Source organism: Pseudomonas kuykendallii (assembly GCF_900106975.1).
Taxonomy (GTDB): Bacteria; Pseudomonadota; Gammaproteobacteria; order Pseudomonadales; family Pseudomonadaceae; genus Pseudomonas_O; species Pseudomonas_O kuykendallii.
In genome coordinates, this window is record NZ_FNNU01000002.1 from 94144 (window position 1) to 116792 (window position 22649).

21 protein-coding genes are annotated in these 22649 nt (G+C 68.3%); 5 read left to right on the forward strand and 16 right to left on the reverse strand.

The window, feature by feature from the left end; translation table 11 throughout:
• The first annotated feature begins 3 nt into the window (after window positions 1–3).
• Complete coding sequence (locus BLV15_RS05580) at window positions 4–564, forward strand: chromate transporter (RefSeq protein WP_090225399.1); 561 nt, start codon at window positions 4–6, stop codon at window positions 562–564.
• The gene (locus BLV15_RS05585) at window positions 561–1088 is read left to right on the forward strand and encodes a chromate transporter (protein WP_090225401.1); all 528 of its coding nucleotides are present in this window, start codon (window positions 561–563) and stop codon (window positions 1086–1088) included. The genes BLV15_RS05580 and BLV15_RS05585 overlap by 4 nt, the downstream gene beginning before the upstream one ends.
• 210 nt (window positions 1089–1298) lie before the next feature.
• On the opposite strand, the gene BLV15_RS05590 is transcribed toward BLV15_RS05585, so the two are convergent.
• From BLV15_RS05590 to BLV15_RS05600, 3 genes are all read right to left on the reverse strand, one after another.
• Entirely contained in the window at window positions 1299–2654 is a 1356-nt protein-coding gene (locus BLV15_RS05590) for an 8-oxoguanine deaminase (protein WP_090225402.1), read from the reverse strand.
• 138 nt (window positions 2655–2792) lie between these two features.
• Window positions 2793–4544 (reverse strand): SulP family inorganic anion transporter, encoded by a 1752-nt coding sequence (locus BLV15_RS05595; RefSeq protein WP_245728141.1) that lies wholly within the window; start codon window positions 4542–4544, stop codon window positions 2793–2795.
• A gap of 122 nt (window positions 4545–4666) precedes the next feature.
• Window positions 4667–5032 (reverse strand): MerR family DNA-binding protein, encoded by a 366-nt coding sequence (locus BLV15_RS05600; RefSeq protein ID WP_090225405.1) that lies wholly within the window; start codon window positions 5030–5032, stop codon window positions 4667–4669.
• 81 nt (window positions 5033–5113) lie between these two features.
• Between BLV15_RS05600 and BLV15_RS05605 the strand changes: the two genes are divergently transcribed.
• Complete coding sequence (locus tag BLV15_RS05605; RefSeq protein WP_090225407.1) at window positions 5114–5518, forward strand: hypothetical protein; 405 nt, start codon at window positions 5114–5116, stop codon at window positions 5516–5518.
• Window positions 5519–5568: 50 nt separating this feature from the next.
• Here BLV15_RS05605 and BLV15_RS05610 read toward each other — a convergent pair whose 3' ends face one another.
• The 13 genes from BLV15_RS05610 to BLV15_RS05670 all read right to left on the reverse strand — a co-directional run bounded on the left by BLV15_RS05610 (window position 5569) and on the right by BLV15_RS05670 (window position 19452).
• Complete coding sequence (locus tag BLV15_RS05610) at window positions 5569–6495, reverse strand: ABC transporter permease (protein WP_090225408.1); 927 nt, start codon at window positions 6493–6495, stop codon at window positions 5569–5571.
• 40 nt (window positions 6496–6535) lie between these two features.
• Window positions 6536–7633 (reverse strand): ABC transporter permease, encoded by a 1098-nt coding sequence (locus BLV15_RS05615; protein WP_090225410.1) that lies wholly within the window; start codon window positions 7631–7633, stop codon window positions 6536–6538.
• 12 nt (window positions 7634–7645) lie between these two features.
• On the reverse strand, window positions 7646–9187 hold the full coding sequence (locus BLV15_RS05620) for an ABC transporter ATP-binding protein (protein WP_090225412.1): 1542 nt from the start codon (window positions 9185–9187) through the stop codon (window positions 7646–7648).
• A 236-nt stretch (window positions 9188–9423) separates the two neighbouring features.
• On the reverse strand, window positions 9424–9891 hold the full coding sequence (locus BLV15_RS05625) for a nucleoside deaminase (protein WP_090225413.1): 468 nt from the start codon (window positions 9889–9891) through the stop codon (window positions 9424–9426).
• Window position 9892: 1 nt separating this feature from the next.
• Complete coding sequence (locus BLV15_RS05630; protein WP_245728142.1) at window positions 9893–10660, reverse strand: ABC transporter permease; 768 nt, start codon at window positions 10658–10660, stop codon at window positions 9893–9895.
• A 1-nt stretch (window position 10661) separates the two neighbouring features.
• Complete coding sequence (locus BLV15_RS05635) at window positions 10662–11468, reverse strand: ABC transporter ATP-binding protein (protein WP_245728143.1); 807 nt, start codon at window positions 11466–11468, stop codon at window positions 10662–10664.
• Window positions 11465–12454, reverse strand: coding sequence for an ABC transporter substrate-binding protein (locus BLV15_RS05640; RefSeq protein ID WP_090225418.1), 990 nt, complete (start codon window positions 12452–12454; stop codon window positions 11465–11467). Before BLV15_RS05640 ends, BLV15_RS05635 begins: the two co-directional genes overlap by 4 nt.
• Before the next feature lie 31 nt (window positions 12455–12485).
• On the reverse strand, window positions 12486–13241 hold the full coding sequence (locus BLV15_RS05645; RefSeq protein ID WP_090225420.1) for an alpha/beta fold hydrolase: 756 nt from the start codon (window positions 13239–13241) through the stop codon (window positions 12486–12488).
• Window positions 13234–14205 (reverse strand): isopenicillin N synthase family dioxygenase, encoded by a 972-nt coding sequence (locus tag BLV15_RS05650; protein ID WP_090225422.1) that lies wholly within the window; start codon window positions 14203–14205, stop codon window positions 13234–13236. Before BLV15_RS05650 ends, BLV15_RS05645 begins: the two co-directional genes overlap by 8 nt.
• A gap of 516 nt (window positions 14206–14721) precedes the next feature.
• On the reverse strand, window positions 14722–15672 hold the full coding sequence (locus tag BLV15_RS05655; RefSeq protein WP_090225423.1) for a LysR family transcriptional regulator: 951 nt from the start codon (window positions 15670–15672) through the stop codon (window positions 14722–14724).
• Window positions 15673–16003: 331 nt separating this feature from the next.
• A complete protein-coding gene (locus BLV15_RS05660; RefSeq protein ID WP_090225425.1) occupies window positions 16004–16669 on the reverse strand; it encodes a TetR/AcrR family transcriptional regulator in 666 nt (221 codons plus the stop codon).
• A 238-nt stretch (window positions 16670–16907) separates the two neighbouring features.
• Window positions 16908–18293, reverse strand: coding sequence for a nucleobase:cation symporter-2 family protein (locus BLV15_RS05665; RefSeq protein WP_090225427.1), 1386 nt, complete (start codon window positions 18291–18293; stop codon window positions 16908–16910).
• Window positions 18294–18531: 238 nt separating this feature from the next.
• Complete coding sequence (locus BLV15_RS05670; protein WP_090225428.1) at window positions 18532–19452, reverse strand: LysR family transcriptional regulator; 921 nt, start codon at window positions 19450–19452, stop codon at window positions 18532–18534.
• A 207-nt stretch (window positions 19453–19659) separates the two neighbouring features.
• Between BLV15_RS05670 and aptA the strand changes: the two genes are divergently transcribed.
• Together aptA and BLV15_RS05680 are read left to right on the forward strand one after the other, a co-directional pair.
• Complete coding sequence (aptA, locus tag BLV15_RS05675; RefSeq protein WP_090225430.1) at window positions 19660–21006, forward strand: omega-aminotransferase AptA; 1347 nt, start codon at window positions 19660–19662, stop codon at window positions 21004–21006.
• Between the two features lie 124 nt (window positions 21007–21130).
• On the forward strand, window positions 21131–22630 hold the full coding sequence (locus tag BLV15_RS05680; RefSeq protein WP_090225431.1) for a CoA-acylating methylmalonate-semialdehyde dehydrogenase: 1500 nt from the start codon (window positions 21131–21133) through the stop codon (window positions 22628–22630).
• Window positions 22631–22649: the final 19 nt, after the last annotated feature.

Below are 22649 nucleotides of genomic sequence, written 5' to 3' on the forward strand. Positions count from 1 at the left end.
CGCTTGAGCGAACCTGAACCCACCACGGCAACGCAGCGGCCGAGTTGCAGCGCGCTGTTCCTCGGTTTTCTCGGCCTCGGCCTGACCTCCTTCGGCGGTGCCCTGCCGCTGGCGCGCCGCGCCCTGGTGGAGCGCCGGCGCTGGCTCGGCGAGGAGGAGTTCACCGAGCTGCTCGGGCTCTGCCAGTTCCTGCCCGGCGGCAACATCATCAACCTCTCGGTGGCCGTGGGTGCGCGCTTCCAGGGCGTCGCCGGGGCGCTGGCGGCGCTGCTCGGGCTGGTGGCCGGGCCGACGGCCATCGTCATCGGCCTCGGCGTGATCTACGAGCGCTTCCACGACGACCCGCACATCCGCCACCTGTTCGCCGGGCTCGCCGCGGCCGCGGCCGGGCTGATGGTGTCGATGGCGCTGAAGATGGCCAGACCGTTGCGCGGTCAGCCGGTAGCCATCGGCGTCGCGTTGCTGGCCTTCGTCGCGCTCGGCATGCTGCAGTTGCCGCTGCTGGGGGTGATGCTGGTGCTGACGCCGTTGAGCGTGCTGATCGCCGCGGGGCGCCGCCGATGAGCGAGACGCTGTTCGCCCTGGCGGTCATCTTCACCCAGCTCTCGCTGCTGGCCTTCGGCGGCGGCAACACGGTGCTGCCGGAGATGCAGCGGCAGGTGGTGGACGTGCATCACTGGATGTCCGCCGCCGACTTCGGCGCGCTGTTCGCCCTGGCCCGCGCGGCGCCGGGACCGAACATGATGGTGGTGCCGCTGATCGGCTGGCACGTCGCCGGCTGGAGCGGAATGCTGGTGGCCTCGCTGGCCAAGTTCATCCCCTCGTCGCTGCTGACCCTATTCGTCCTGCACCTCTGGCAGCGCTTCAAGGATCACCCATGGCGCCGCCACGTACAGGCCGGTCTGCTGCCGGTGACCATCGGCCTGGTCGCCGCCAGCGCGCTGCTGCTGGTGCAGGCTACCGCGACCAGTTGGCTGCTGTTCGTCATCGCGCTGCTGGTGGCGCTGTTCGACGTCTTCACCCGCGTCCACCCGCTGTGGCTGCTGGCCGCCGGCGCGCTGGCGGGGTTGCTGCTGGGCAGCGGTTAGCGGTGTAAACCCAGGCGTAGGGTGGATCGCGCCTTATCGATCCACCGGGCGGTGCATCGGTGGATGTAAAAAGCGTCATCATCCGACGCCCGCAGGTTGGTGCTGGCGTAGGGTGGATCGCGCCTCATCGATCCACCTGGGCGGTGCATCGGTGGAGGAACAGAGCGTCATCCACCCTGCGCCGGCTGACGCGGCCCGTAGCTCGCCGGGTCAGCCGGCGATCAGGGCCCTGGCGGCTTCGCGGTGGCGGGCGATCAGCGCTTGCAGGTCGAGGCCTTCGACCTGGCCGTCGATCACCCGCCACTGGCCGTCCACCATCACCCGGTCGGCGCGGTCGGCACCGCACAGCAGCAGGGCCGAGAGCGGGTCGTGGCTACCGGAGAAGCGCAGTTCGTCGAGCTTGAACAGCGCCAGGTCGGCCTGCCTGCCCAGCGCCAGCTCACCGATGTCGTGGCGTCCGAGCAGCCTGGCCGAGCCGCGCGTGGCCCAGCCCAGCGCCCGCTCCGTGGTGATCCGCTCGGCGCCGTAGCGCAGGCGCTGCAGGTACAGCGCCTGCCTGGCCTCGAGGACCATGTTGGAGGCGTCGTTGGAGGCGGAACCATCGACGCCCAGGCCGATCGGCGCGCCGGCCGCTTCCAGCTCCAGGGTCGGGCAGATGCCCGAGGCCAGGCGCATGTTCGAGCTCGGGCAATGGCAGATGCCGGTGCCGGCGGCGCCGAGGCGGGCGATCTCGTCCGGGTTGAAGTGGATGCCGTGGGCCAGCCAGGTGCGCGGGCCGAGCCAGCCGACGCTGTCCAGATAGTCCACGGTACGCAGGCCGAAGCGCCTCAGGCAGAAGTCCTCCTCGTCCAGCGTCTCGGCGAGGTGAGTGTGCAGGCGCACGTCCTCGGCCTCCGCCAGCGCGGCGCTGGCGCTCATGATCTCGGTGGTCACCGAGAACGGTGAGCACGGCGCCAGGGCGATCTGCACGTGGGCACCGTCGCCACGCTCGTGGTAGCGGCGGATCAGCCGCAGGCTGTCGTCGAGGATCACCTGGCCCTGCTGCACCGTCTGCTGCGGCGGCAGGCCGCCGTCCTTCTCGCCCAGGCTCATCGACCCCCGCGTCAGCATGGCGCGCATGCCCAGCGCGCGGACCGCCTCGACCTGCACGTCGATGGCTTCCTCCAGGCCGTCGGGGAACAGGTAGTGATGGTCCGCCGCGGTGGTGCAGCCGGAGAGCAGCAGCTCGGTCAGCGCCACCGTGCTGGCCACGGCGAGCTTTTCCGGTGTCAGCCGCGCCCACACCGGGTAGAGCGTCTTCAGCCAGGGGAACAGCGGCTGGTTGACCACCGGGGCCCAGGCACGGGTGAGCGTCTGGTAGAAGTGATGGTGGGTGTTGATCAGCCCCGGCAGCACGACGTGCTCGCGGGCGTCGAAGACTTGCCCGCAGGGCGTGGCGGGCGCTTCCCCGGCGGCCAGCAGTTGCACGATGACGCCGTCCTCGATCACCAGGCCGCCGGCGGCGGTGGAGGTCGTGGCGGTGAACAGGGCGAGGGGGTTCTTGATCCAGATGCGGGTAGCAGCCATGGGCCGGCTCCTCTGACGTGTGGGTTCAGGTTAGCCAGCTCAGTTTTCCTGTCTGCTGATCCAGGTGCCTTCTTGATGGAGGGCGCGGCGAAGATAAGGGCTTCGCCGCGGGTTGTCATCCCCCGGATGGAGACTCTTTTACTGGCGGGCGATCAGCGGCGCGTCGGTGTCCGGGGCGTGTGCGGCGCGCTGCGCGCATTCGGTGAAGGCGCGCGCGTTGCAGGTGCGGCAGATCGCCGAGTCCAGGCGCGGGTAGATGGCTTTCAGCGCCTGGTCCTTGGAGGCGAACACGTGGTCGCGGCCGAGGCGGCCGAGCAGTCCGCTGCGGGCGAACAGCTCCAGCACCGGCGCGCGCGGGCGGTGGAAGTACAGGTCGCCGCCCATGCCGCGGCGCTGCTTGAGTTCGTGTTCCCAGAGGTCGTTGCCGGCCAGGTCGATGAAATTCATGCTCTTGGTCATGAACAGCACGTGCTTCTGCTGCTGGTGCCGGTCGCGGAACTGCTGCAGATGATCGCCGACATGCGCGGCGGCGCCGAAGAAGATCGAGCCTTCGATGCGCACCAGCTTGAGCTGCGGGCACTCTTCCGGCACCGGCTGCAGGTCTTCCAGCGGCGTGAAGCGGCGGCCCGGGTCGTTCGGGTCGGGCAGCAGCACGCGCACCGCCGGATGCGCCGAGCGGTACAGGTAGACCATCAGCGAGACCAGCGTGCCGAGCAGCACCGCGCGGTCCAGCGGGATGGTCAGGGTCGCCATGAAGGTCACCGCGGCCACCAGCGCCTCGCTGCGGCTGGTGCGCAGGACGTGCCGCCAGCGCGCCCCGTCGACCAGGTTCCAGGCCACCAGCAGCAGCATCGCGGCGATCGCCGCCAGCGGGATCTGCGCGATCAGGGCGCTGCCGAAACTCACCAGCAGCACCAGCAGCAGCGCCGAGAACACCGCCGCCAGCGGGGTGCGCGCGCCGGCCTCGTAGCTGGGCAGCGAGCGGTTCAGCGAGCCGCAGGACACGTAGGAGGAGAAGAAGCCGCCAATGCCGTTGGCCAGGCCCTGGCCGATGAACTCGCGGTTGACGTCGATGCGCTGCCCGGAACGCTGCGCCAGTGCCTTGCTGATCGACAGCGACTGACCCAGCGCGACCAGGGTCAGCGCCACGGCGATCGACGACAGGTTGGCGAGGTCGGTGAAGCTGACCTCCGGCAAATGGAACGGCGGCAGCGCCGAGGGCATCGCGCCCACCGTGCTGATGCCAGCATGCAGGCCGGGCTTCAGCCAGTCGATGACGAAGGCCGCCAGGCAACCCGCCAGCAGGCCCACCAGCATGTATGGCCAGCGCGGCCGCAGCCGGCGCAGCAGCAGGGTCGCGCCGAGCGAGAGCAGGCCGATGCCCAGCGTCGGCCAGTGAATGGCGGTCGGGTGCTGGAGGATGTAGTGCAGCAGGAAGTACGGCGAGCTGTCGCGCGGCAGCACGATGCCGAAGAAGTCCTTGAGCGAATACAGGCCGATCAGCACCGCCGCGCCGGACATGAACCCCAGCAGCACGGAGGGCGAGATGAAATTGGCCAGCGCGCCGAGGCGGAAGGCGCCCACCAGCAGTTGCAGCAGGCCGACCATCACCGTCACCGCCAGGGCCAGGTCGATGTACTGCGGCGAGCCGGCCGCCGCCAGCGGCGACAGCGCCGCGAACAGGGCGAGCGAGTTGGCGTTGTTCGGTCCTGTCACCACGTGCCGGCTGGAGCCGAACAGCGCCGCGATGATGCACGGCAGCACCGCGCCGTACACGCCGTACTGCGGCGGCAGCCCGGCGAGGGTGGCAAAGGCGACGCCCTGCGGCAGCGCCAGCACCGCGCCGAGCAGGCCGGCGCCGAGGTCCGGGCTCCAACTGCTGCGGTTCACCGCTCGCAGCCAGGGAAAAAGCTTGATCAGGCTTTCCAGGGTAATGCCCTCGTCTGCGTCTGGCCGTTGTCGGCCCCGACTCTGGGAGCCGGATGGGCGGCGATCGTTCCGTACCGGCGCATTCAGCCCGGCCCTTCGTCGCGGCCCAGCGGGCAGTCGTTGCCCAGGCGTGTCTGCAACTCCGCACGCAGTTGCTGCAGCTCGCCGATCTGCTGGTCGACCCGCGCCAGCTTGTCGCCGAGCAACACGCGCACGGCGGCGTCCGGATCGCTGGCGTTCTGCACGCCCGCCAGGTTGCTGCCGATCTCGGCCAGGCTGAAACCCAGGCGCTGCGCGGTCTTGATGTAGAGCACCAGCTCGCGGGCCTGCAGCGGGTAGTCGCGATAGCCGTTGGCGCTGCGGCGCGAACCGATCAGCCCGAGGCGTTCGTAGAAACGCAGGCTGTCGCGGCTCACCGCGGTGCTCTGCGCCAGCTCGCCGATGCGCATGGCGGGACTCCGGAAAAGGGCTTGACCCTGGAGCTTACTCCAGGCTCCAGGCTATGCGCTCATTCATCCGAGGATTTGCCCATGTGGAGCACGCAACACTATCGCCGGCTGGTTCGCGCCAGCGCCTGGTACGACCTGATCGTCAGCGCCGCCTTCGCCACGCCCTGGACCTTCGTTCTGCTGCACGGCGCACTGGCGGGTATCGCCGCCCGTTTCGCGATCCCCGGCGAGCTGGGCGAATTCGGGCCTGTGCAGCTGCTGATGGCCAACCTGATGGGCTCGATCGTCTGCGTCTGGGCGGTGCTGCGCATTCGCGATCCGCAGGTGCGCCTGGGCCGCTACGACGCCGCCGGGCGGGTGCTGTTCGCCCTCTGGCAGGCCTACGCCCTGAGCCAGGGCGCGAGCCTGATCCTGCTGCCGTTTCTGCTCGCGGAGATCGCCTGGGGCGTGGCGCAGCTGCTGCCCCTGCGCATATCGAAGCCGTAGGGTGCGCCGCGCGCACCGGCAGAGCGCGGAAGGTGGAGTGGGCGACGCGGTCAGTGCCCGGCTTTCCACGGCTGGCCGAGGGAAACCGGCGCGTACAGGCGGGTCTTGATCGCATCGCGGGAGAGCACCACCAGCACCACGATGGTCGCCACGTAGGGCAGCATCGCCAGCAGGTTGCCGGGGATCGCCAGGCCAATGCCCTGGGCCACCAGGTGGAGGATGCTGGCGAGGCCGAACAGCCAGGCGCCGAGCACCACGCGGAACACCCGCCAACTGGCGAACACCACCAGCGCCAAGGCGATCCAGCCGCGTCCGGCGGTCATGTTCTCCGCCCACATCGGCGTGTAGGCGAGGGACATGTAGCCGCCGGCGAGGCCGGCCATGGCGCCGCCGAACATCACCGCCAGGGTGCGCACGCGCAGCACCGGCAGGCCCATGGCGCTGGCCGCGTTGGGGTTCTCGCCGACCGCCTGGATGATCAGGCCGGCACGACTCTTGAGGATCACCCAGGCGACCAGCGCGAACAGCGCGAAGGACAGGTAGACCAGCAGGTCCTGGCCGAACAGCATGCGCCCCAGCAGCGGGATTTCGCTGAGCAGCGGGATCGCCACCGGCTCGAAGCCGGCCAGCGGCTTGCCGACCCACGCGGCGCCGATGAACGACGACAGGCCGACGCCGAAGATGGTCAGCGCCAGCCCGGTGGCGACCTGGTTCGACGACAGGCCGAGGGCGACGAAGGCGAATAGCAGCGAGAGCAGCACGCCCGCCAGGCAGGCGCACAGCACGCCGAGCCAGAGGCTGCCGCTGGAGAAGGCGACGATGAAGCCGATCACCGCGCCGAACAGCATCATGCCTTCCTGGCCGAGGTTGAGTACGCCGCTCTTCTCGCACACCAGCTCGCCGAGGGCGACCAGCAGCAGCGGCGTTCCGGTGCGCACCATGGCGTAGAAGATATTGGTCAGCAGGTCGATGTCCATGGTTACTCCGCGAATTCGTAAGGGGCGACGGGCAGGCGCATCACGCGGCGGCCTTCTGCAGCGCCGCGCGCTTGGCCCATTTCAGCTTCAGCCGCGGGCGGTAGAGGATCAGCACGTCGCAGGCGAGCAGGAAGAACAGCACCATGCCCTGGAACAGCTGGGTGATCGATTGCGGCAGGTTGGCGGCCATCTGCGCGTTCTCGCCGCCGAGGTAAAGCAGTGCCATCAGCAACCCGGCGAAGAGGATGCCGATCGGGTTCAGGCGACCGAGGAAAGCCACGGTGATCGCCGCGTAGCCGTAGCCCGGCGACACCTGTGGCACCAGTTGGCCGATCGGCCCGGTGACCTCGCCGACCCCGGCCAGACCGGCCAGGCCGCCGCTGATCAGCAGCGCCAGCCAGACCAGCCGGCGCTCGCGGAAACCGACGAAGCCGGCGGCGCGCTTGTCCAGGCCGAGCACCTTGATCTGGAAGCCGACGAAGCTCTTCTGCAGCAGCACCCAGACCGCCACCAGCGCCAGCAGGGCGAAGTAGATCCCGGCATGGACGCGGCCGTCCTCAACCACCGCCGGCAGCCGGCTGGCATCGCCGAAGGTCGCGGATTCCGGGAAGTTGAAGCCGGCCGGGTCCTTCAGCGGCCCGTGCACGAAGAACAGCAGCAGGTTCAGGGCGATGTAGTTGAGCATGATGGTGGTGAGGATTTCGTTGGCATTGAAGCGCGTCCGCAGCCAGGCCGCCAGGCCACCCCAGGCCGCGCCGGCGAGCGTACCGGCGGCGAGCACCAGGGTCAGCGCCCAGCGGCTCTCCCAGTCGATGATGTGCACCGCCAGCGCGCTGCCGGCGAGGGCGCCGATCAGCAACTGGCCTTCGGCGCCGATGTTCCAGATGCGCGCCTGGTAGGCCACCGCCAGGCCCAGCGCGCAGAGCAGGATCGGCAGCGCCTTCACCAGCAGCTCGGAGACGCCGTAGAAGTCGGAGACCGGGTCGATCAGCAGCACCTTGAAGGTTTCCAGCGGCGGATGGCCGAGGATGGCGAACAGCAGGGCGCCGCTGGCCAGGGTCAGCACGCCGGCGAGCAGCGGCGACAGCCAGAGCATGGCGCGGGACTGGCGACCGCGGGGTTCTAGGGATAGCAACATGGGTCGGTCTCGTCAGGCGTGGGTTACGGGTTCGAATTCGCCGGCCATCCAGCGGCCGACTTCCACCGGCGTGGTCTGCGCGGTTTCTGCCAGCGGCGACAGGCGACCGCTGCACAGCGCCCCGATGCGGTCGCTGATCTGGAACAGTTCGTCGAGGTCTTCGGAGATCACCAGGATCGCCGCGCCGGCATCGCGCAGGGCGATCAGCGAGCGGTGAATCGCCGCTGCGGCGCCGACGTCGACGCCCCAGGTCGGGTGCGCCGCCACCAGCAGCTTCGGCTGCTGGAGGATTTCCCGGCCGAGGATGAACTTCTGCAGGTTGCCGCCGGACAGGCTGCGCGCCGTGGTGTGGGCGTCCGGGGTCTTCACCGCGTAGTCGGCGATGATCTTGTCGGCGAAGGCCATCACCTTGCCGTGGTTGATCATCCCGGCGCGGGTCAGGCCCATCTGGAAGCCGGTGAGCAGGGCGTTGTCGGCCAGGCTCATGTCCGGCACCGCGCCGTGGCCGAGGCGTTCGGCGGGAACGAAGGTCAGGCCGAGCTGGCGGCGCGCGTCGGGGTAGAGGTTGGCCACCGGCTGGTTGTCCAGGGTGATGCGCTCGCGTTCGGTGGAGGGCAGGCGCACCTCGCCGGAGAGCAGCGCCAGCAGTTCGTCCTGGCCGTTGCCGGCGACCCCGGCGATGCCGACGATCTCGCCGCTGCGCACTTCCAGGCGGCATTGCGCCAGGGAGGTGCCGAACGGGTCGGCGTTGTGCCAGTTGAGGTCGTCGACGCGCAGGCGGGTGAGGCCGCCGTGGACCTTCGGGTAGCTCGCTTCCAGGCCTTCCGCCGCGCCGACCATCAGCCGCGCCAGGTCCATGTCCGAGCACTCCGTCGGCACGCAATGGCCGGACACCTTGCCGCCGCGCAACACGGTGGCGCTCTGGCAGAGCGCGCGTACCTCGCCGAGCTTGTGGCTGATGAAGAGGATGCTGCAGCCCTCCGCCGCCAGGTGGCGCAGGGTGACGAACAGCTCGTCGGCTTCCTGCGGGGTGAGCACCGAGGTCGGCTCGTCGAGGATCAGCAGCTTGATGTCCTGCATCAGGCAGCGAACGATTTCCACCCGCTGGCGCTCGCCGATCGACAGGCTGTGCACCAGGCGGTGCGGCTCCAGGGCCATGCCGTAGCGCTGCGACACCTCGCGGATGCGCGGCTCCAGCTGCTTCGGCGTCCCGGCCGCGGCGCCCATCGCCAGGGCGATGTTCTCCGCCACGCTGAGCGTCTCGAACAGCGAGAAATGCTGGAACACCATGCCGATGCCGAGCCCGCGCGCCTGCGCCGGGTCGCGCATCTTCAGCGGCTCGCCATGCCAGATGATCTCGCCTTCGTCCGGCTGGGTGACGCCGTAGATGATTTTCATCAGCGTGCTCTTGCCGGCGCCGTTCTCGCCCAGCAGCGCGCGGATCTCGCCGGGCTGGATGCTCAGCTCGACGCGGTCGTTGGCCAGGGTGCCGGGGTAGCGTTTGGTGATGCCACGCATCTGCAGGCGCGGGGTGGAAGCGGTGTCGAAGGACATGGCGTATCCAATGGGAAGCGGGATGGGCTTGTCGAAAGCAAAAACCTGGCCAGTGGGTCAAGTTTTGTCAAAAGGCCAGCAGAACGGTGCTCGGCGCACGCTTCTGCGGCGTCCGGCAAGCCTGGCCGGGAAGCCAGCCGGCTTTTCAGTGCAATAAGAAGGCCGACGCAAAGGTCGGCCACATGATAAGTCGTCGCACCATTGCGGAGCGAGACGTCGTCTTTCGGTGCGGCCGATCACCACACGCCGTCGTGCAGCTCCGCGCCCTCTTCCTCGAGCAGCGGGCCGATCACCTCGACCTTGCGCTGGCCGGCGTCGAACACCACGCGGCAGGGCAGGTCCAGCGTCGGATTTTCCGGATGGTTGCCGGTGATGCGCTTCAGGCGCGCTTCGGAGAGGCCATAGACGACCCTTCCCAGGCCCGCCCAGTAGGCCGCGCCGGCGCACATCGCGCAGGGTTCTGCGGAGGTGTACATGCTGCAGTTGGCGAGGAATTCCGGGCTGTAGGTGGTGCTCGCGCGGGTCATCAGCACGCGTTCGGCGTGGCCGGTCATGTCATGGTCGGGCAGGTAGGCGTTGCCCTGTTCCATCAGCACCTTGCCATCGGCGTCCACCAGGATCGCGCCGAAGGGGTGGGCGCCGTTCTCGTGGGCGCGGCGGGCGACGTCGAAGCTTTTACGCAGCAGGGTTTCGTGATCGATCATGTCATGGGCTCTTCTTGGGCAGGCTCCAGGCGAACAGCAGGCGCTGCGCGAGGCCGACCAGCTGGAACAGGATAAGGCTGATCAGCACCAGCATCATCAGCGCGGCGAACGCCTGCGGGACCTGGAACAACGAGGTGGAGAAGTTGATGAAGTAGCCCAGGCCGTTCTCCGCGGCGACGAATTCGGCGACCACCGCACCGATCACCGCGAGGGTGATGGAGATGCGCAGGGCGGCGAAGATGTGCGGGATGGCGTAGGGCAGGCGGATGTTGCGGTACTCGCGCAGGCGACTGGCGCCGAGCGACTGCGACAGTTCGATGAGTTCGGCCGGTGTCGCCTGCAGGCCCGTGACGGTGGACACCACGATCGGGAAGAAGGCGATCAGGAAGGTGATGAACACCCGCGGCAGGTCGCCGGCACCGAGCACCACGACGATGATCGGCGCCACCGCCACGATAGGCGTGGACTGCACCACCACCAGCAACGGATAGAGCGTGCGCGACAACGCCTTCGACGCCGACAGCGCGATCGCCAGCGGAATCCCGACCAGGATCGACAGGCCGTAGCCGAGCAGGCTGACCTTCAGCGTGGCGCCGATGTGCCCGGCCCAGGTGCCCGGCGCGACCTTGCCGGCGGCAGCGGCGATGGCGCTGGGCGAGGGCAGCACGAAGCCGGGGATGGCGAACAGCCGGCAGGCGCCCTCCCAGAGCGCGAGCAGGGCGATGAAGGCGCACAGCGGGGCGAGCCCGTCCTTCCAGCGTGCGCTCATCCTAGAGCCCGACGACACGCGAGAAGACCTGCCGGCGGATGTGGTTGGCGAGCTCATGGAAGCGCGGCTCCGTCAGGGTATCCAGGGACCGCGGGCGCGGCAGGTCGACCTCGATGATCTCGCGCACCCGCCCCGGCCGCGCCGACATCACCAAGATGCGGTCGGCCAGCAGCAGCGCCTCGGGAATCGAGTGGGTGATGAACAGCACGGTCTTCGGCCGCTGCGTCCAGATGTTCAGCAGCTCCAGGCTCATCTCGTCGCGGGTCAGCGCGTCGAGCGCCGAGAAAGGCTCGTCCATCAGCAGGATTTCCGGATCGTGCAGCAGCGCCCGGGCGATCGCCGCGCGCTGCTGCATGCCGCCGGACAGCTCGTCCGGGCGTTTGTCGGCGAACTCGGCGAGGCCGACCATCTGCAGCAGCTCGCCGGCACGTTGGCGCTCCTGCGGCGTCACCCGGCCGTACTTGTGCTTCATCGGGAAGGTGACGTTGTCGGCGATGCTCAGCCAGGGCAGCAGCGTCGGCTTCTGGAACACGATGCCGATCTCCTCGCGCGGGCCGTTCACCGGCAGGCCGTAGATCTGCACCTGCCCGGAAGTCGGCCTGACCAGCCCGGCGAGCACCCGCAGCAGCGTGCTCTTGCCGCACCCGGACGGGCCGATGACGGCGACGAACTCGTGTCGGCCGATGCTGAAGTCGACATCCTCCAGCGCCACCACCCGGCTGCCGTCGGAGGCCGGGAAGACCTGGCCGACATGCTCGAAGCGCAGGCTCGGCCGGGTTTCCGTAGCGTTCGCGGGCGTTTCGTTCACTTGGAGAAGCGCCCGTCGATGGCGCTGGCCGGGTCGAGGGTATCCAGCGGCAGGTTCTGCGACTTGGCCACCCATTCCCAGGTGGTGTTGAGCAGCGTGCTGTCGAAGGTCTTCTTGCCGAGCTTCTCGCTGACCGGGTTGTCGATCAGCGGCAGCGACGCGCGGTACTGGGCTTCGGCCTGCGCCTCGTCGATTTCCGGAACCATGGCCTTGAGCGCCGCGGCGGCTGCGGCCGGGTCGGCGACGGCCATGTCCTCGGCCTTCTGATAGGCGCGGACGAAGCGCTCGGCGACATCCGGGTGGGCGTCGACGAAGCGCTTGGAACCCATCAGCGACAGGCCGTAGCCGTCGAAGCCGTAGTCCGACCAGGGCAGCACGCGCAGCTTCTTGCCGGTTTCGGCGAGGGCCTTCTCGAAGCCCGGCGCCACGGTCACCCAGTTCAGCGTGGCCTGCACCTTGCCGGTGGCGAGCATGGCGGTCATCGCGCCCGGGTCGACCTTGAGCAGCGGGATGGCGTCGGCGGCGATGCCGTTGTTGGAGAGCACCAGCGGCCAGGTCACGTTGGACGCGGAGAAGGTCGGCGTGGCGACCTGCTTGCCAACCAGGTCCTTGATGCTGGCGATGCCGCTGTCCTCGGTGGTGAATACCGCATCCGGCTGGCGCGTGTAGATCGGCGCCAGCGCCACCACCGGCACTTCGCCCTGGGCGCGCGCCTGCAGCAGGGCCGGCAGGCTGGCGGAGCCGAAGTCGGCGCTGGCGGTGGCCAGCTTGGTGACCACGTCGCTGCCGCCACGGGCGCTGCCGATTTCCACCTCGAGGCCTTCGGCGGCGAACAGGCCCTTCTGCACGCCGAGGTAGATCGCGGCCTTGTCGCCGGCCGGCAGCCAGTCGTTCAACCAGCGCACCTTGTCGGCGGCCTGCGAGGTGCCGGCGAAGGCGAACAGGCCGGCGGCGAGCAGCGCGGCTTTGAGCGGGGAGAGCGTCATGGGGGTGAACTCCTGGAGGAAGAACGGTAGGTCATGCAAGAAACGAATCGGTTTGCGCGAAGAAGCCCAGCAGCGCGCTGGCCAGGTGGTCCGGCGCGGCCAGCTGCGGGACGTGCCCGCAGGCCAGGCTGACCACCTGGGCGCCGGGCACCTGCTGCTGCATGCGCCGTTGCGCGGCGAGCGTCACCGAGCGGTCGGCGCGCGCTTCGATGTACAGACGCGGCAGCCGGCCGAAGCGTTCCGCGCTCCACTGCACGCTGACCTGGCGACCGCCGTCGGGCTGCATCACCAGGCGTTCGGCGGCGCACCGGGCGGCTTCGTCCGGCGCGTCGTGGAAGAAGATCTCCCGCGCCGCCTGCGGCGGCACGCGGCTGCCGCCGTCGACCGGCTGCAGGTAGGGGCCGATGCCGGCGACGTCCTCGCCCTCCGCACTCAGCTGCGCGCAGAGTTCGGCGAAGCCCAGGCCGCTGGGCAGCATCATCCCGGCGACGTAGCTGACGCTGGCGATGCGCTCCGGCGCCGCTTCGCCCACCGCGGTGGCGGTCAGCCCGCCGCCGGAATGCGCGACCAGGTGCACCTTGCCGTCCAGCGCGGCGATCAGCGCGAGGATCTGTTCGCGATAGCCTTCAAGGGTGACCTCGCCGGGCGCCACGGCATCGGCGCCGTTGCCGATCAGGTCCGGTGCATGCGGGCGGTAGCCGGCGTCGCGCAGGGTCGGCAGCAGGCCGTCCCAGACCCAGCCGCCGGCCCAGGCTCCGTGGATCAGGATGACGTGCGTCTCAGGCATAGGTGCGCCGGTACATCTCGCGCAGGTGTTCCTCGACGGTCACCGCCGGGTAGCGCGGCGGCTCGTCGGAGCCGGGCAGGCACTCGACCAGGTGATCGGGGTTGCCGCTGTAGAAGAACGGAATCGAGTAGCGCTCGCCGCCGCTGGTGTTGATCACCCGATGCAGCGTCGAGTGGTAACGGTCGTTGGTCCAGCGCGCGATCATGTCGCCCAGGTTGATCACGTAGGCGCCCGGCACCGGCGTGCCGGACAGCCATTCGCCGTTGTCCTGATCCCAGACCTGCAAGCCGTCGCTGCCGTCCTGCAACAGCAGGGTCAGTCCGCCGAAGTCGCTGTGCGCGCCGCAGCCCTTCTCGCCAGGCGCGGCGTTGGCCGGCTGCGGCGGGTAGTGCAGCAGGCGCAGGGTGGTCAGCGGATCGTGGCAGTAGTCGTCGAAATGCGAGTGCGGCAACCCCAGCGACAGCGCCATCAGGCCCATCAGCCGTTGCGCCAGGTCGCTCACCGCCTCGAGGTAGCGCAGGTTCACCTCGCGGAATTCCGGCAGCGCCTGCGGCCACTGGTTGGGCCCGTGGTTGAAGCGCCCGGCCTGCACGGAGGGATGCTCCGCGCCCAGCTCCGGGCCCATGTAGAAGCCTTCCTTCAGGTCCGGCGGCGTGCCCGCTTCCAGCACCTGGCCGCGCAAGGGCTCGTAGCCACGGTTGGCGCTGGAGTTGGCCTTGTGCAGCGCCAGCTTGTCCGCCTCCGGCAGGGCGAAGAACTGCCGCGACTGCTCGAACATCGCCGCCTGCAACGCCGGGTCGATGCCGTGTCCGACGACGTAGAAGAAGCCCTTGTCGCGGCACGCGCTGCCGATCTCGGCGGCGATTTCGGCCAGGCGCTGCGGGTCGCCGGATTCGGCGCCGGAGAGGTCGATGATGGGCAGGCTGGTGCTGGGCAGGTCGCGGGCGTCGAGTGAGGTGGGCATGTGCTGTCTCCAAGGTTGGCCCGAGCATACGGCGCGCACGCTGATGCTCCCAAGAAGAGAATTACGCCTGCCCCGATGCCAAAACGGCATCGCTCGTCGCTGCCCTTGCACTGCGCGTTCCGTAGGGTGGATCACGCTCCACCGATCCACCGGGCGGTGCTGCGGTGGATGAAAAAGCGTCATCCACCCTTCGTGCTCAGGGAGGGTAAGGACGCGGCTCGCAGCCTTCCGGCCCTCTCCCCCGGCCCCTCTCCCATGAATGGGAGAGGGGAGCGGTTCCGTAGGGTGGATCACGCTCCATCGATCCACCGGTCGGTGCTGCGGTGGATGAAAAAGCGTCATCCACCCTTCGTGCTCAGGGAGGGTAAGGACGCGGCTCGCAGCCTTCCGGCCCTCTCCCCCGGCCCCTCTCCCATGAATGGGAGAGGGGAGCGGTTCCGTAGGGTGAATTACGATCCACCGATCCACCGATCCACCGATCCACCGATCCACCGGGCGGCGTTGCGGTGGCGGAAGTCAGCCGCGTTGCGCCTCGATTTCCTGCGCCTCGGCCCGTTCGAGCTGAGCGATCTCCTCGCCCAGGGCGCGGACGAAGGCGTCCACCGCCACCGGCAGGTAGCGGCCGCTGCGCACGTAGACGCCGAGATCGCTGAACACGCCGCCGTTGTCGTTCAGCGGCAGGTGCTGGAGGAGGCCGCTGTGGCGGTCGGCCTCGACGCCGATGCGGGTCTGGAACGCCACGCCCATGCCGCGCCGCACCAGCTGGCGCGACAGCTCGACCGAGTTCGACTCGATCACCGGGCGCAGGCGCTGGGCGTGGCGGGCGAGGATCGGCTTGAGCAGGTGATGGATCGACAGCTCGCTCTTGGCCAGGATCAGGGTGTGCTCGGCGCAGGTGGCGAAGCTGACATCCTTGCGTCCGGCCAGCGGGTGCGCGGCATCCACCAGCGCGCCGAGGCGGAAATGCCCGACCGCCATCTGGTTGAGGTCGGTGGTGCGCGGCAGGGCGAAGGCCAGGCCGATGTCCGCCGCGCCACTGATCACCGCTTCGGGAATCGCCGTCGAGCCGAGCGTGGTGACGCCGACGGTCACCCGTGGGTAGCGCTCGCGCAGGCGCATCAGCAGGTTCGGCAGCAGGTCGACGGTCGGCCCTTCCACCGTGGCGATCTCCACGTGCCCGGTGCGCAGCCCCTGCATGGCGTCCAGCTCGGAGCGCGCGCGCTCGGCGTCCTGCAGCACCAGCTTGACGTGGCGGGCCAGGGTTTCACCGGCGCTGGTCAGTTGCAGGCCGCCCGGAAGGCGGTCGAACAGCGGCACGCCAAGTTCGTGTTCGAGCTTGAGGATCTGCCGGTTGACCGCCGAGGAAGCGACGTTCAGCTGGCGCGCCGCCTCGCGGATCGAGCGCGAGCGGCAGACCATGTCGAAGTAGTACACGGCGGGGGAATGGATGCGCAGCGGACGACTCATGGCAACTCCGGAAAACGGGGTGAAGGGTGGGGCGCTGCAGTCCTTGCCGGGCCTGCTTTCCAGGCGGTTTTCCGCAGACTTATCCACAGGTTCGCGGCTGGCGGGGATCGTCTCTGCGGCAGCCTGCCACGGCAGCTGCGAAAAACCCGCATGGCGCCGCTGTCAAGCAGGAAAAACCAATAAAGTCAGTGGGTTGTACTGTCGCACCCCAAGCCGTTGGCGATTTTTTGAGCAGCGCCGGCGAAGCCCCGCGAGGCGCGGGATCGGTGCGCCTGTCCCCGTGTTATGCACATTTTTGTGCACAGATTCTGTGGGCGGTTGCGCGGCCGGATCAGGCGCTCGGCGGCGTCAGGCCGCAGCCCTTGAGGATGATGTGGATGAGGTTCTCGGTGGCGACGGCGAAGTCGTCGCGGGTGAGCTTCTTGCGGCCCATCAGGCTGCAGATCTGGCTAGAGAAGTCGGCGTAGTGCTGGGTGCTGCCCCACAGCAGGAAGATCAGGTGGATCGGGTCGACCGGGTCCATCTTGCCCTGGGCGATCCAGGCCTCGAACACCGCGGCGCGGCCGCGTACCCAGTCGCGGTAGTCCTGGCTGAAGTGCTCGGACAGGCAGGCTCCGCCGCTGATCACTTCCATGGCGAAGATCTTCGAGGCCAGCGGTTCGCGTCGCGAGTATTCCATCTTGGCGCGGATGTAGTTGGCCAGCGCGGTGCTCGGGTCGTCCTCGGCGCGCAGGTGGCTGAAGGTGCCGTCCCAGAGTTCGAGGATGTTGCGCATCACCTCGATGTACAGTCCCAGCTTGTTGCTGAAGTAGTAATGCAGGTTGGCCTTGGGCAGCCCCGCGCGCAGGGCGATGGTGTTCATGCTGGTGCCCTTGAAACCGTGCCGGGCGAATTCTTCGGTGGCGGCCGTGAGGATGGTTTCTTCGTTCTTCTGGCGGATGCGACCGGCGGGCTTTCCGTTGGACGGTGCGGTCACGGCGGGGGTATCGGCGGTCATTACCTATCCGGTGAGTCAGCTTGGGCGGGAGAACAGATACTCCACAGATCGGCGCGAGACAAGCCTGCGAAACGATAATCCTGAAAATTGCCGAGGCCTGCCCGATCGCGGTGCGTGGCGGCGTCGTGCTTGCCTTTTTCCGGGGCGTTCGCGGGCGTGTATCGAGCGTCTCGCCAGGTGAAAAAAAGCCCCTCGCGAGGAGGGGCGGTCAGGTCAACCAAAAAGGAGAAGGTCAGGCTCAGAGCGGTTCGGAAGTTTCCGCGCCGGTCCGGGCCGCTGTGTTCGCCTGTTCCAGGGGCAACACCAGGTTGAGGATGATCGCGGTCAGGCCGCCGCAGGTGATCGCCGAGTCGAACAGGTTCTGCACGATCTTCGGCAACTCGTGCAGCAGCGTCGGCTGCGCGGCGATGCCCAGGCCGACGCCGAACGAGGCGGCGATGATCAGCATGCTGCGGCGGTCCAGCGGCGCGCGGGCGAGGATGCGGATGCCGGCGGCGGCGACGCTGCCGAACATCACCAGGGTGGCGCCGCCGAGCACCGGCTTGGGAATCTGCTGCAGCACCGCGCCCAGCAGCGGAAACAGGCCGAGGGCGAAGAGGATCGCGCCGATGTAGAGGCCGACATGGCGGCTGGCCACGCCGGTCATCTGGATGACCCCGTTGTTCTGCGCGAAGGTGGTGTTGGGGAAGGCGCTGAAGGTGGCCGCCAGCAGGCAGCTGACGCCGTCCCCGAGCACGCCGCCCTTGAGTCGCTGCACGTAGCTCGGGCCTTCGATGGGCTTGCGCGAGAGCATGCAGTTGGCGGTCAGGTCGCCGACGGTTTCGATGGTGCTGATCACGTAGATCAGCGCGACCGGAAGGAACGCCGTCCAGTCGAAGGCGAAACCGAAGCGGAACGGGATCGGCAGGCTGATCAGCGGCAGCTCGGGCAACGGCTGCGGGACCAGTTTGCCGCTGAACCAGGCGGCCAGGCTGCCGATCGCCAGCCCGATGATGATCGCCGAGAGGCGCACCCAGGGGCGGTTGGAGCGGTTCAGCAGGATGATGGTGACCAGTACCAGCGCGCCCAGCGCGAGGTTGCGTGGGGCACCGAAGTCCGGCGCGTTGAAGCCGCCGCCGAGGTCGGTGACGCCGACCTTGATCAGGCTGACGCCGATCAGGGTGATGACGATGCCGGTCACCAGCGGGGTGACCAGGCGCTGCAGCCGGCCGATGAAGCGGCTCAGGACGATCTGCACGAAGGCGCCGAAGAAGCACACGCCGAAGATCATCGCGAGGATGTCCTCCGGGCTGCCGCCGCGGCTCTTGACGATGAAGCCGGCGGACAGCACCGCGCCGAGGAAGGCGAAGCTGGTGCCCTGCAGGCAGATCATCCCGGCGCCGATGCCGAACGGGCGACGCGCCTGGATGAAGGTGCCGACGCCCGAGACCATCAGCGCCATGCTGATCAGATACGGCAGGTGGGCGCCGAGGCCGAGCACCGAGCCGATCACCAGGGGCGGCGTGATGATGCCGACGAAGCTCGCCAGCACGTGTTGCAGGGCGGCGAACACGGCGGCGACGGGGGCCGGGCGGTCTTCCAGTCCGTAGATCAGATCGGGGGCGTTTTCGGATTCGGCGTTCATGCGGGGCTCGATAGGTGGCAGTGGCCCGGTGGCGGGCGTCTGCCTGAAGCAAAAAGCTGACCATGTGCCCAGGTTTTGTTCCCGGGTGACGTCTTCAAGTTTTTATTTTTCTATTTGAATCAATTGCTTGTGAAAAGGATCGCGCTTCAGCGCTGGATTCGCGTCGACGTCGACGAGCGTTCCCTGTGCACCGAAATGACGCGCCGAGGGGTTGGCGGCGCACCCGCACAGCGTCCGTTCAGCCCGTCGCGTCGAGCGCTTCCAGAAAACTCTCCAGCACCAGATGCGGGCGCCGGCCCTTGCGCGTCACCGATGCCAGGCTCAGGTCGTAGAAGCGCGTCCCCGGTTTCAGCGCCCGCAGGCGGCCTTGCTGCACCCACTGCCTCGCGTAGTGGTCGGGCAGATAGCCGATGTAGCGCCCGGTGAGGATCAGGAAGGCCATGCCCTCGCGGTCCGAGGCGCTGGCGCTGCAGTTCAGCGCGCCGTAGTGCGCCTGGATTTCGGTGGGCAGGCGGAAGGTCGGCGCGATGGCGTTCTGGTCGTTCAGGCGGCGGTCTTCCAGCGCATCGTCGTCGACGTAGAACAGCGGGTGGCCCACCGCGCAATAGAGCTGCGAACGTTCGCTGTACAGTGGCAGGTATTCCAGGCCGGGCAGGGCGCCGGCCTGCGGCACCACGCCGACGTGCAGGCTGCCGCCGAGCACGCCCTGTTCGACTTCGCCGGGTGGAATCATGCGGATCTGGATGCGCACGTCCGGGCCGCGCTCCTTGAGCCGGGCGAGGGCGTGGGTGATGCGCATCTGCGGCACCGTGACCAGGTTGTCGGTGAGGCCGATGTTCAGCTCGCCGCGCAGGTGGCGGTGCAGCCCGTTGACCTCGGTGCGGAAGGTCTCCAGCGCGCTGAGCACCTGTTGCGACGCCTGGTAGACCTCGCGGCCTTCTTCGGTCAGGGCGAAGCCGGCGCGACCGCGCTGGCACAGACGCAGGCCGAGGCGCTGTTCCAGATCGCTCATCTGCTGGCTGATCGCCGAACGGCCGATGCCGAGCGCGCCCTCGGCGGCGGAAAAGCCGCCGCATTCCACCACGCTGCGAAACAGCCTGAGCAGACGGATATCGAAGTCGCTGACCTGGGCCAGCGGGTCGGGGCGGCGGATGCTCATGCGAGGCTCTCTTGCGTAGGGTGCGCCGCGCGCACCGGGGCTTTTGCAGGGGGCTGCAATTGTTTAGTGGTTGGTAAACCGAAGATAGGAATAATCGGATTTTAGAGAATCTATGCGCGTGTCACTGTCGCCGGCAAGTGCTATTCCGTAGAGGCGAGCCAGCCGCCGCTGCTACGACTCCCTGTCCGCCTTCGCGAGGATTCGCCGATGAACATGCCGCAGACCGCCACTCCGCCCCTGGCCAGCCAGCTCAAGCTCGACGCCCACTGGATGCCGTTCACCGCCAACCGCGCATTCCAGAAGGACCCGCGGATCATCGTCGGTGCCGAAGGCAGCTACCTGTTCGACGACAAGGGCCGCAAGATCTACGACAGCCTCTCCGGCCTGTGGACCTGCGGTGCCGGGCACACGCGCAAGGAAATCCAGGAAGCGGTGGCCAAACAGCTCGGCACGCTCGACTACTCGCCGGGCTTCCAGCACGGCCACCCGCTGTCGTTCCAGCTGGCCGAGAAGATCGCCGAGCTGACGCCGGGCGAACTCAACCACGTCTTCTATACCAACTCCGGTTCCGAGTGCGCCGACACCGCGGTGAAGATGGCGCGCGCCTACTGGCGCCTGAAGGGCCAGCCGGCGAAGACCAAGCTGATCGGCCGCGCCCGTGGCTATCACGGCGTGAACATCGCCGGCACCGCGCTCGGCGGCATCGGCGGCAACCGCAAGATGTTCGGCCAGTTGATGGATGCCGACCACCTGCCGCATACCCTGCAGCCGGGCATGGCGTTCACCCGCGGCATGGCGCAGACCGGCGGCGTGGAGCTGGCAAACGAGCTGCTCAAGCTGATCGAACTGCACGACGCCTCGAACATCGCCGCGGTGATCGTCGAGCCGATGTCCGGCTCGGCCGGCGTCATCGTGCCGCCCACCGGCTACCTGCAGCGCCTGCGCGAAATCTGCGACGCCCACAACATCCTGCTGATCTTCGACGAAGTGATCACCGGTTTCGGGCGCATGGGCAAGGCCACCGGCGCCGAGTATTTCGGCGTTACCCCGGACATCATGAACGTCGCCAAACAGATCACCAACGGCGCCATTCCGCTCGGCGCGGTGATCGCCAGTCGCGAGATCTACCAGACCTTCATGGGTCAGGCCACGCCCGACTACGCGGTGGAATTCGGCCACGGCTACACCTACTCCGCGCACCCGGTAGCCTGCGCCGCCGGCCTCGCCTCGCTGGAACTGCTGGCCAAGGAAAACCTGATCCAGCAGTCGCTGGAACTGGCGCCGCACTTCGAGAAGGCGCTGCACGGAGTGAAAGGCGCCAGCCACGTGGTAGACATCCGCAACTGCGGCCTGGCCGGTGCGATCCAGATCGCCCCGCGTGACGGCGACGCCATCGTGCGTCCCTACGAGATCGGCCTGAAGCTCTGGGCTGAGGGCTTCTACGTGCGCTTCGGCGGCGACACCCTGCAGTTCGGGCCGACCTTCAACGCCAAGCCGGAAGACCTCGACCGCTTGATGAGCGCCGTCGGCGACGCGCTGAACAGCGTTGCCTGATTCCCAGGGCGGGGCGACCAGCACGCCCCGCAATCCACCCCCTCGCAAACGCGTGAACGCCCTTGCGGAGCGACGCGGCGGCACGAGCCCCGCGACCGACACGCCTTAAAAAAGAGAACCGGACATGAGCAACATCCAGCACCTGATCAACGGTGAATTCGTCACCGATACCGGCCGCACCGCCAACGTCTTCAACCCGTCCACCGGCGAAGCCATCCACAAGGTGCCGCTGGCCAGCCGCGCCACCGTGCAGCAGGCCATCGACGCCGCCAAGGCCGCCTTTCCGGCCTGGCGCAACACCCCGGCGGCCAAGCGCGCCCAGGTGATGTTCCGCTTCAAGCAACTGCTGGAGCAGAACGAGGCGAAGATCGCCGAGCTGATCAGCCAGGAACACGGCAAGACCCTCGAGGACGCCGCCGGCGAACTCAAGCGCGGCATCGAGAACGTCGAATACGCCAGCGCCGCCCCGGAAATCCTCAAGGGCGAATACAGCCGCAACGCCGGCCCCAACATCGACGCCTGGAGCGACTTCCAGCCGCTCGGCGTGGTCGCCGGCATCACCCCGTTCAACTTCCCGGCGATGGTCCCGCTGTGGATGTACCCGCTGGCCATTGCCTGCGGCAACTGCTTCATCCTCAAGCCTTCCGAGCGCGATCCCAGCTCCACCCTGCTGATCGCCGAGCTGCTGCAGCGCGCCGGCCTGCCCAAGGGCGTGCTCAACGTCGTGCACGGCGACAAGGAAGCGGTGGACGCGCTGATCGAAGCGCCGGAGGTCAAGGCCATCAGCTTCGTCGGCTCCACGCCGATCGCCGAATACATCTACAGCGAAGGCGCCAAGCGCGGCAAACGCGTGCAGGCCCTCGGCGGCGCGAAGAACCACGCCGTGCTGATGCCCGACGCCGACCTCGACAACGCAGTCAGCGCGCTGATGGGCGCCGCCTACGGTTCCTGCGGCGAACGCTGCATGGCGATCTCCGTCGCCGTCTGCGTCGGCGACCAGATCGCCGATGCGCTGGTCGAGAAGATCGTCCCGCAGATCAAGGGCCTGAAGATCGGGGCCGGCACCAGCTGCGGCCTGGACATGGGCCCGCTGGTGACCGCCGCCGCGCGCGACAAGGTGGTCGGCTACATCGACGACGGTGTCGCCGCCGGTGCCGAACTGGTAGTGGACGGCCGCGGCTACCGCGTCGCCGGCAACGAGGACGGCTACTTCGTCGGCGGCACGCTGTTCGACCGCGTGACCCCGCAGATGCGTATCTACAGGGAGGAGATCTTCGGCCCGGTGCTGTGCATCGTCCGCGTCGACAGCCTGGAAGACGCCATGCAGCTGATCAACGACCACGAATACGGCAACGGCACCTGCATCTTCACCCGTGACGGCGAGGCGGCGCGGCTGTTCTGCGACGAGATCGAGGTCGGCATGGTCGGCGTCAACGTACCGCTGCCGGTTCCGGTGGCCTACCACAGCTTCGGCGGCTGGAAGCGCTCGCTGTTCGGCGACCTCCACGCCTACGGTCCGGACGGCGTGCGCTTCTACACCCGGCGCAAATCCATCACTCAGCGCTGGCCGCAACGCGCCAGCCACGAAGCCGCGCAATTCGCCTTCCCGAGCAACAACTCCTGAGTAGGCGATGAATGAAAAA

Coding starts and splice junctions, on each gene's coding strand:
- BLV15_RS05650 (WP_090225422.1), bottom strand. CDS start 14,205: ATGCCCACCTCACTCGACGCCCGCGACCTGCCCAGCACCAGCCTGCCC.
- BLV15_RS05645 (WP_090225420.1), bottom strand. CDS start 13,241: ATGCCTGAGACGCACGTCATCCTGATCCACGGAGCCTGGGCCGGCGGC.
- BLV15_RS05625 (WP_090225413.1), bottom strand. CDS start 9,891: ATGATCGATCACGAAACCCTGCTGCGTAAAAGCTTCGACGTCGCCCGC.
- BLV15_RS05615 (WP_090225410.1), bottom strand. CDS start 7,633: ATGTTGCTATCCCTAGAACCCCGCGGTCGCCAGTCCCGCGCCATGCTC.
- BLV15_RS05665 (WP_090225427.1), bottom strand. CDS start 18,293: ATGAACGCCGAATCCGAAAACGCCCCCGATCTGATCTACGGACTGGAA.
- BLV15_RS05590 (WP_090225402.1), bottom strand. CDS start 2,654: ATGGCTGCTACCCGCATCTGGATCAAGAACCCCCTCGCCCTGTTCACC.
- BLV15_RS05670 (WP_090225428.1), bottom strand. CDS start 19,452: ATGAGCATCCGCCGCCCCGACCCGCTGGCCCAGGTCAGCGACTTCGAT.
- BLV15_RS05600 (WP_090225405.1), bottom strand. CDS start 5,032: ATGCGCATCGGCGAGCTGGCGCAGAGCACCGCGGTGAGCCGCGACAGC.
- BLV15_RS05620 (WP_090225412.1), bottom strand. CDS start 9,187: ATGTCCTTCGACACCGCTTCCACCCCGCGCCTGCAGATGCGTGGCATC.
- BLV15_RS05680 (WP_090225431.1), top strand. CDS start 21,131: ATGAGCAACATCCAGCACCTGATCAACGGTGAATTCGTCACCGATACC.
- BLV15_RS05610 (WP_090225408.1), bottom strand. CDS start 6,495: ATGGACATCGACCTGCTGACCAATATCTTCTACGCCATGGTGCGCACC.
- BLV15_RS05655 (WP_090225423.1), bottom strand. CDS start 15,672: ATGAGTCGTCCGCTGCGCATCCATTCCCCCGCCGTGTACTACTTCGAC.
- BLV15_RS05630 (WP_245728142.1), bottom strand. CDS start 10,660: ATGAGCGCACGCTGGAAGGACGGGCTCGCCCCGCTGTGCGCCTTCATC.
- BLV15_RS05660 (WP_090225425.1), bottom strand. CDS start 16,669: ATGACCGCCGATACCCCCGCCGTGACCGCACCGTCCAACGGAAAGCCC.
- BLV15_RS05640 (WP_090225418.1), bottom strand. CDS start 12,454: ATGACGCTCTCCCCGCTCAAAGCCGCGCTGCTCGCCGCCGGCCTGTTC.
- aptA (WP_090225430.1), top strand. CDS start 19,660: ATGAACATGCCGCAGACCGCCACTCCGCCCCTGGCCAGCCAGCTCAAG.
- BLV15_RS05605 (WP_090225407.1), top strand. CDS start 5,114: ATGTGGAGCACGCAACACTATCGCCGGCTGGTTCGCGCCAGCGCCTGG.
- BLV15_RS05585 (WP_090225401.1), top strand. CDS start 561: ATGAGCGAGACGCTGTTCGCCCTGGCGGTCATCTTCACCCAGCTCTCG.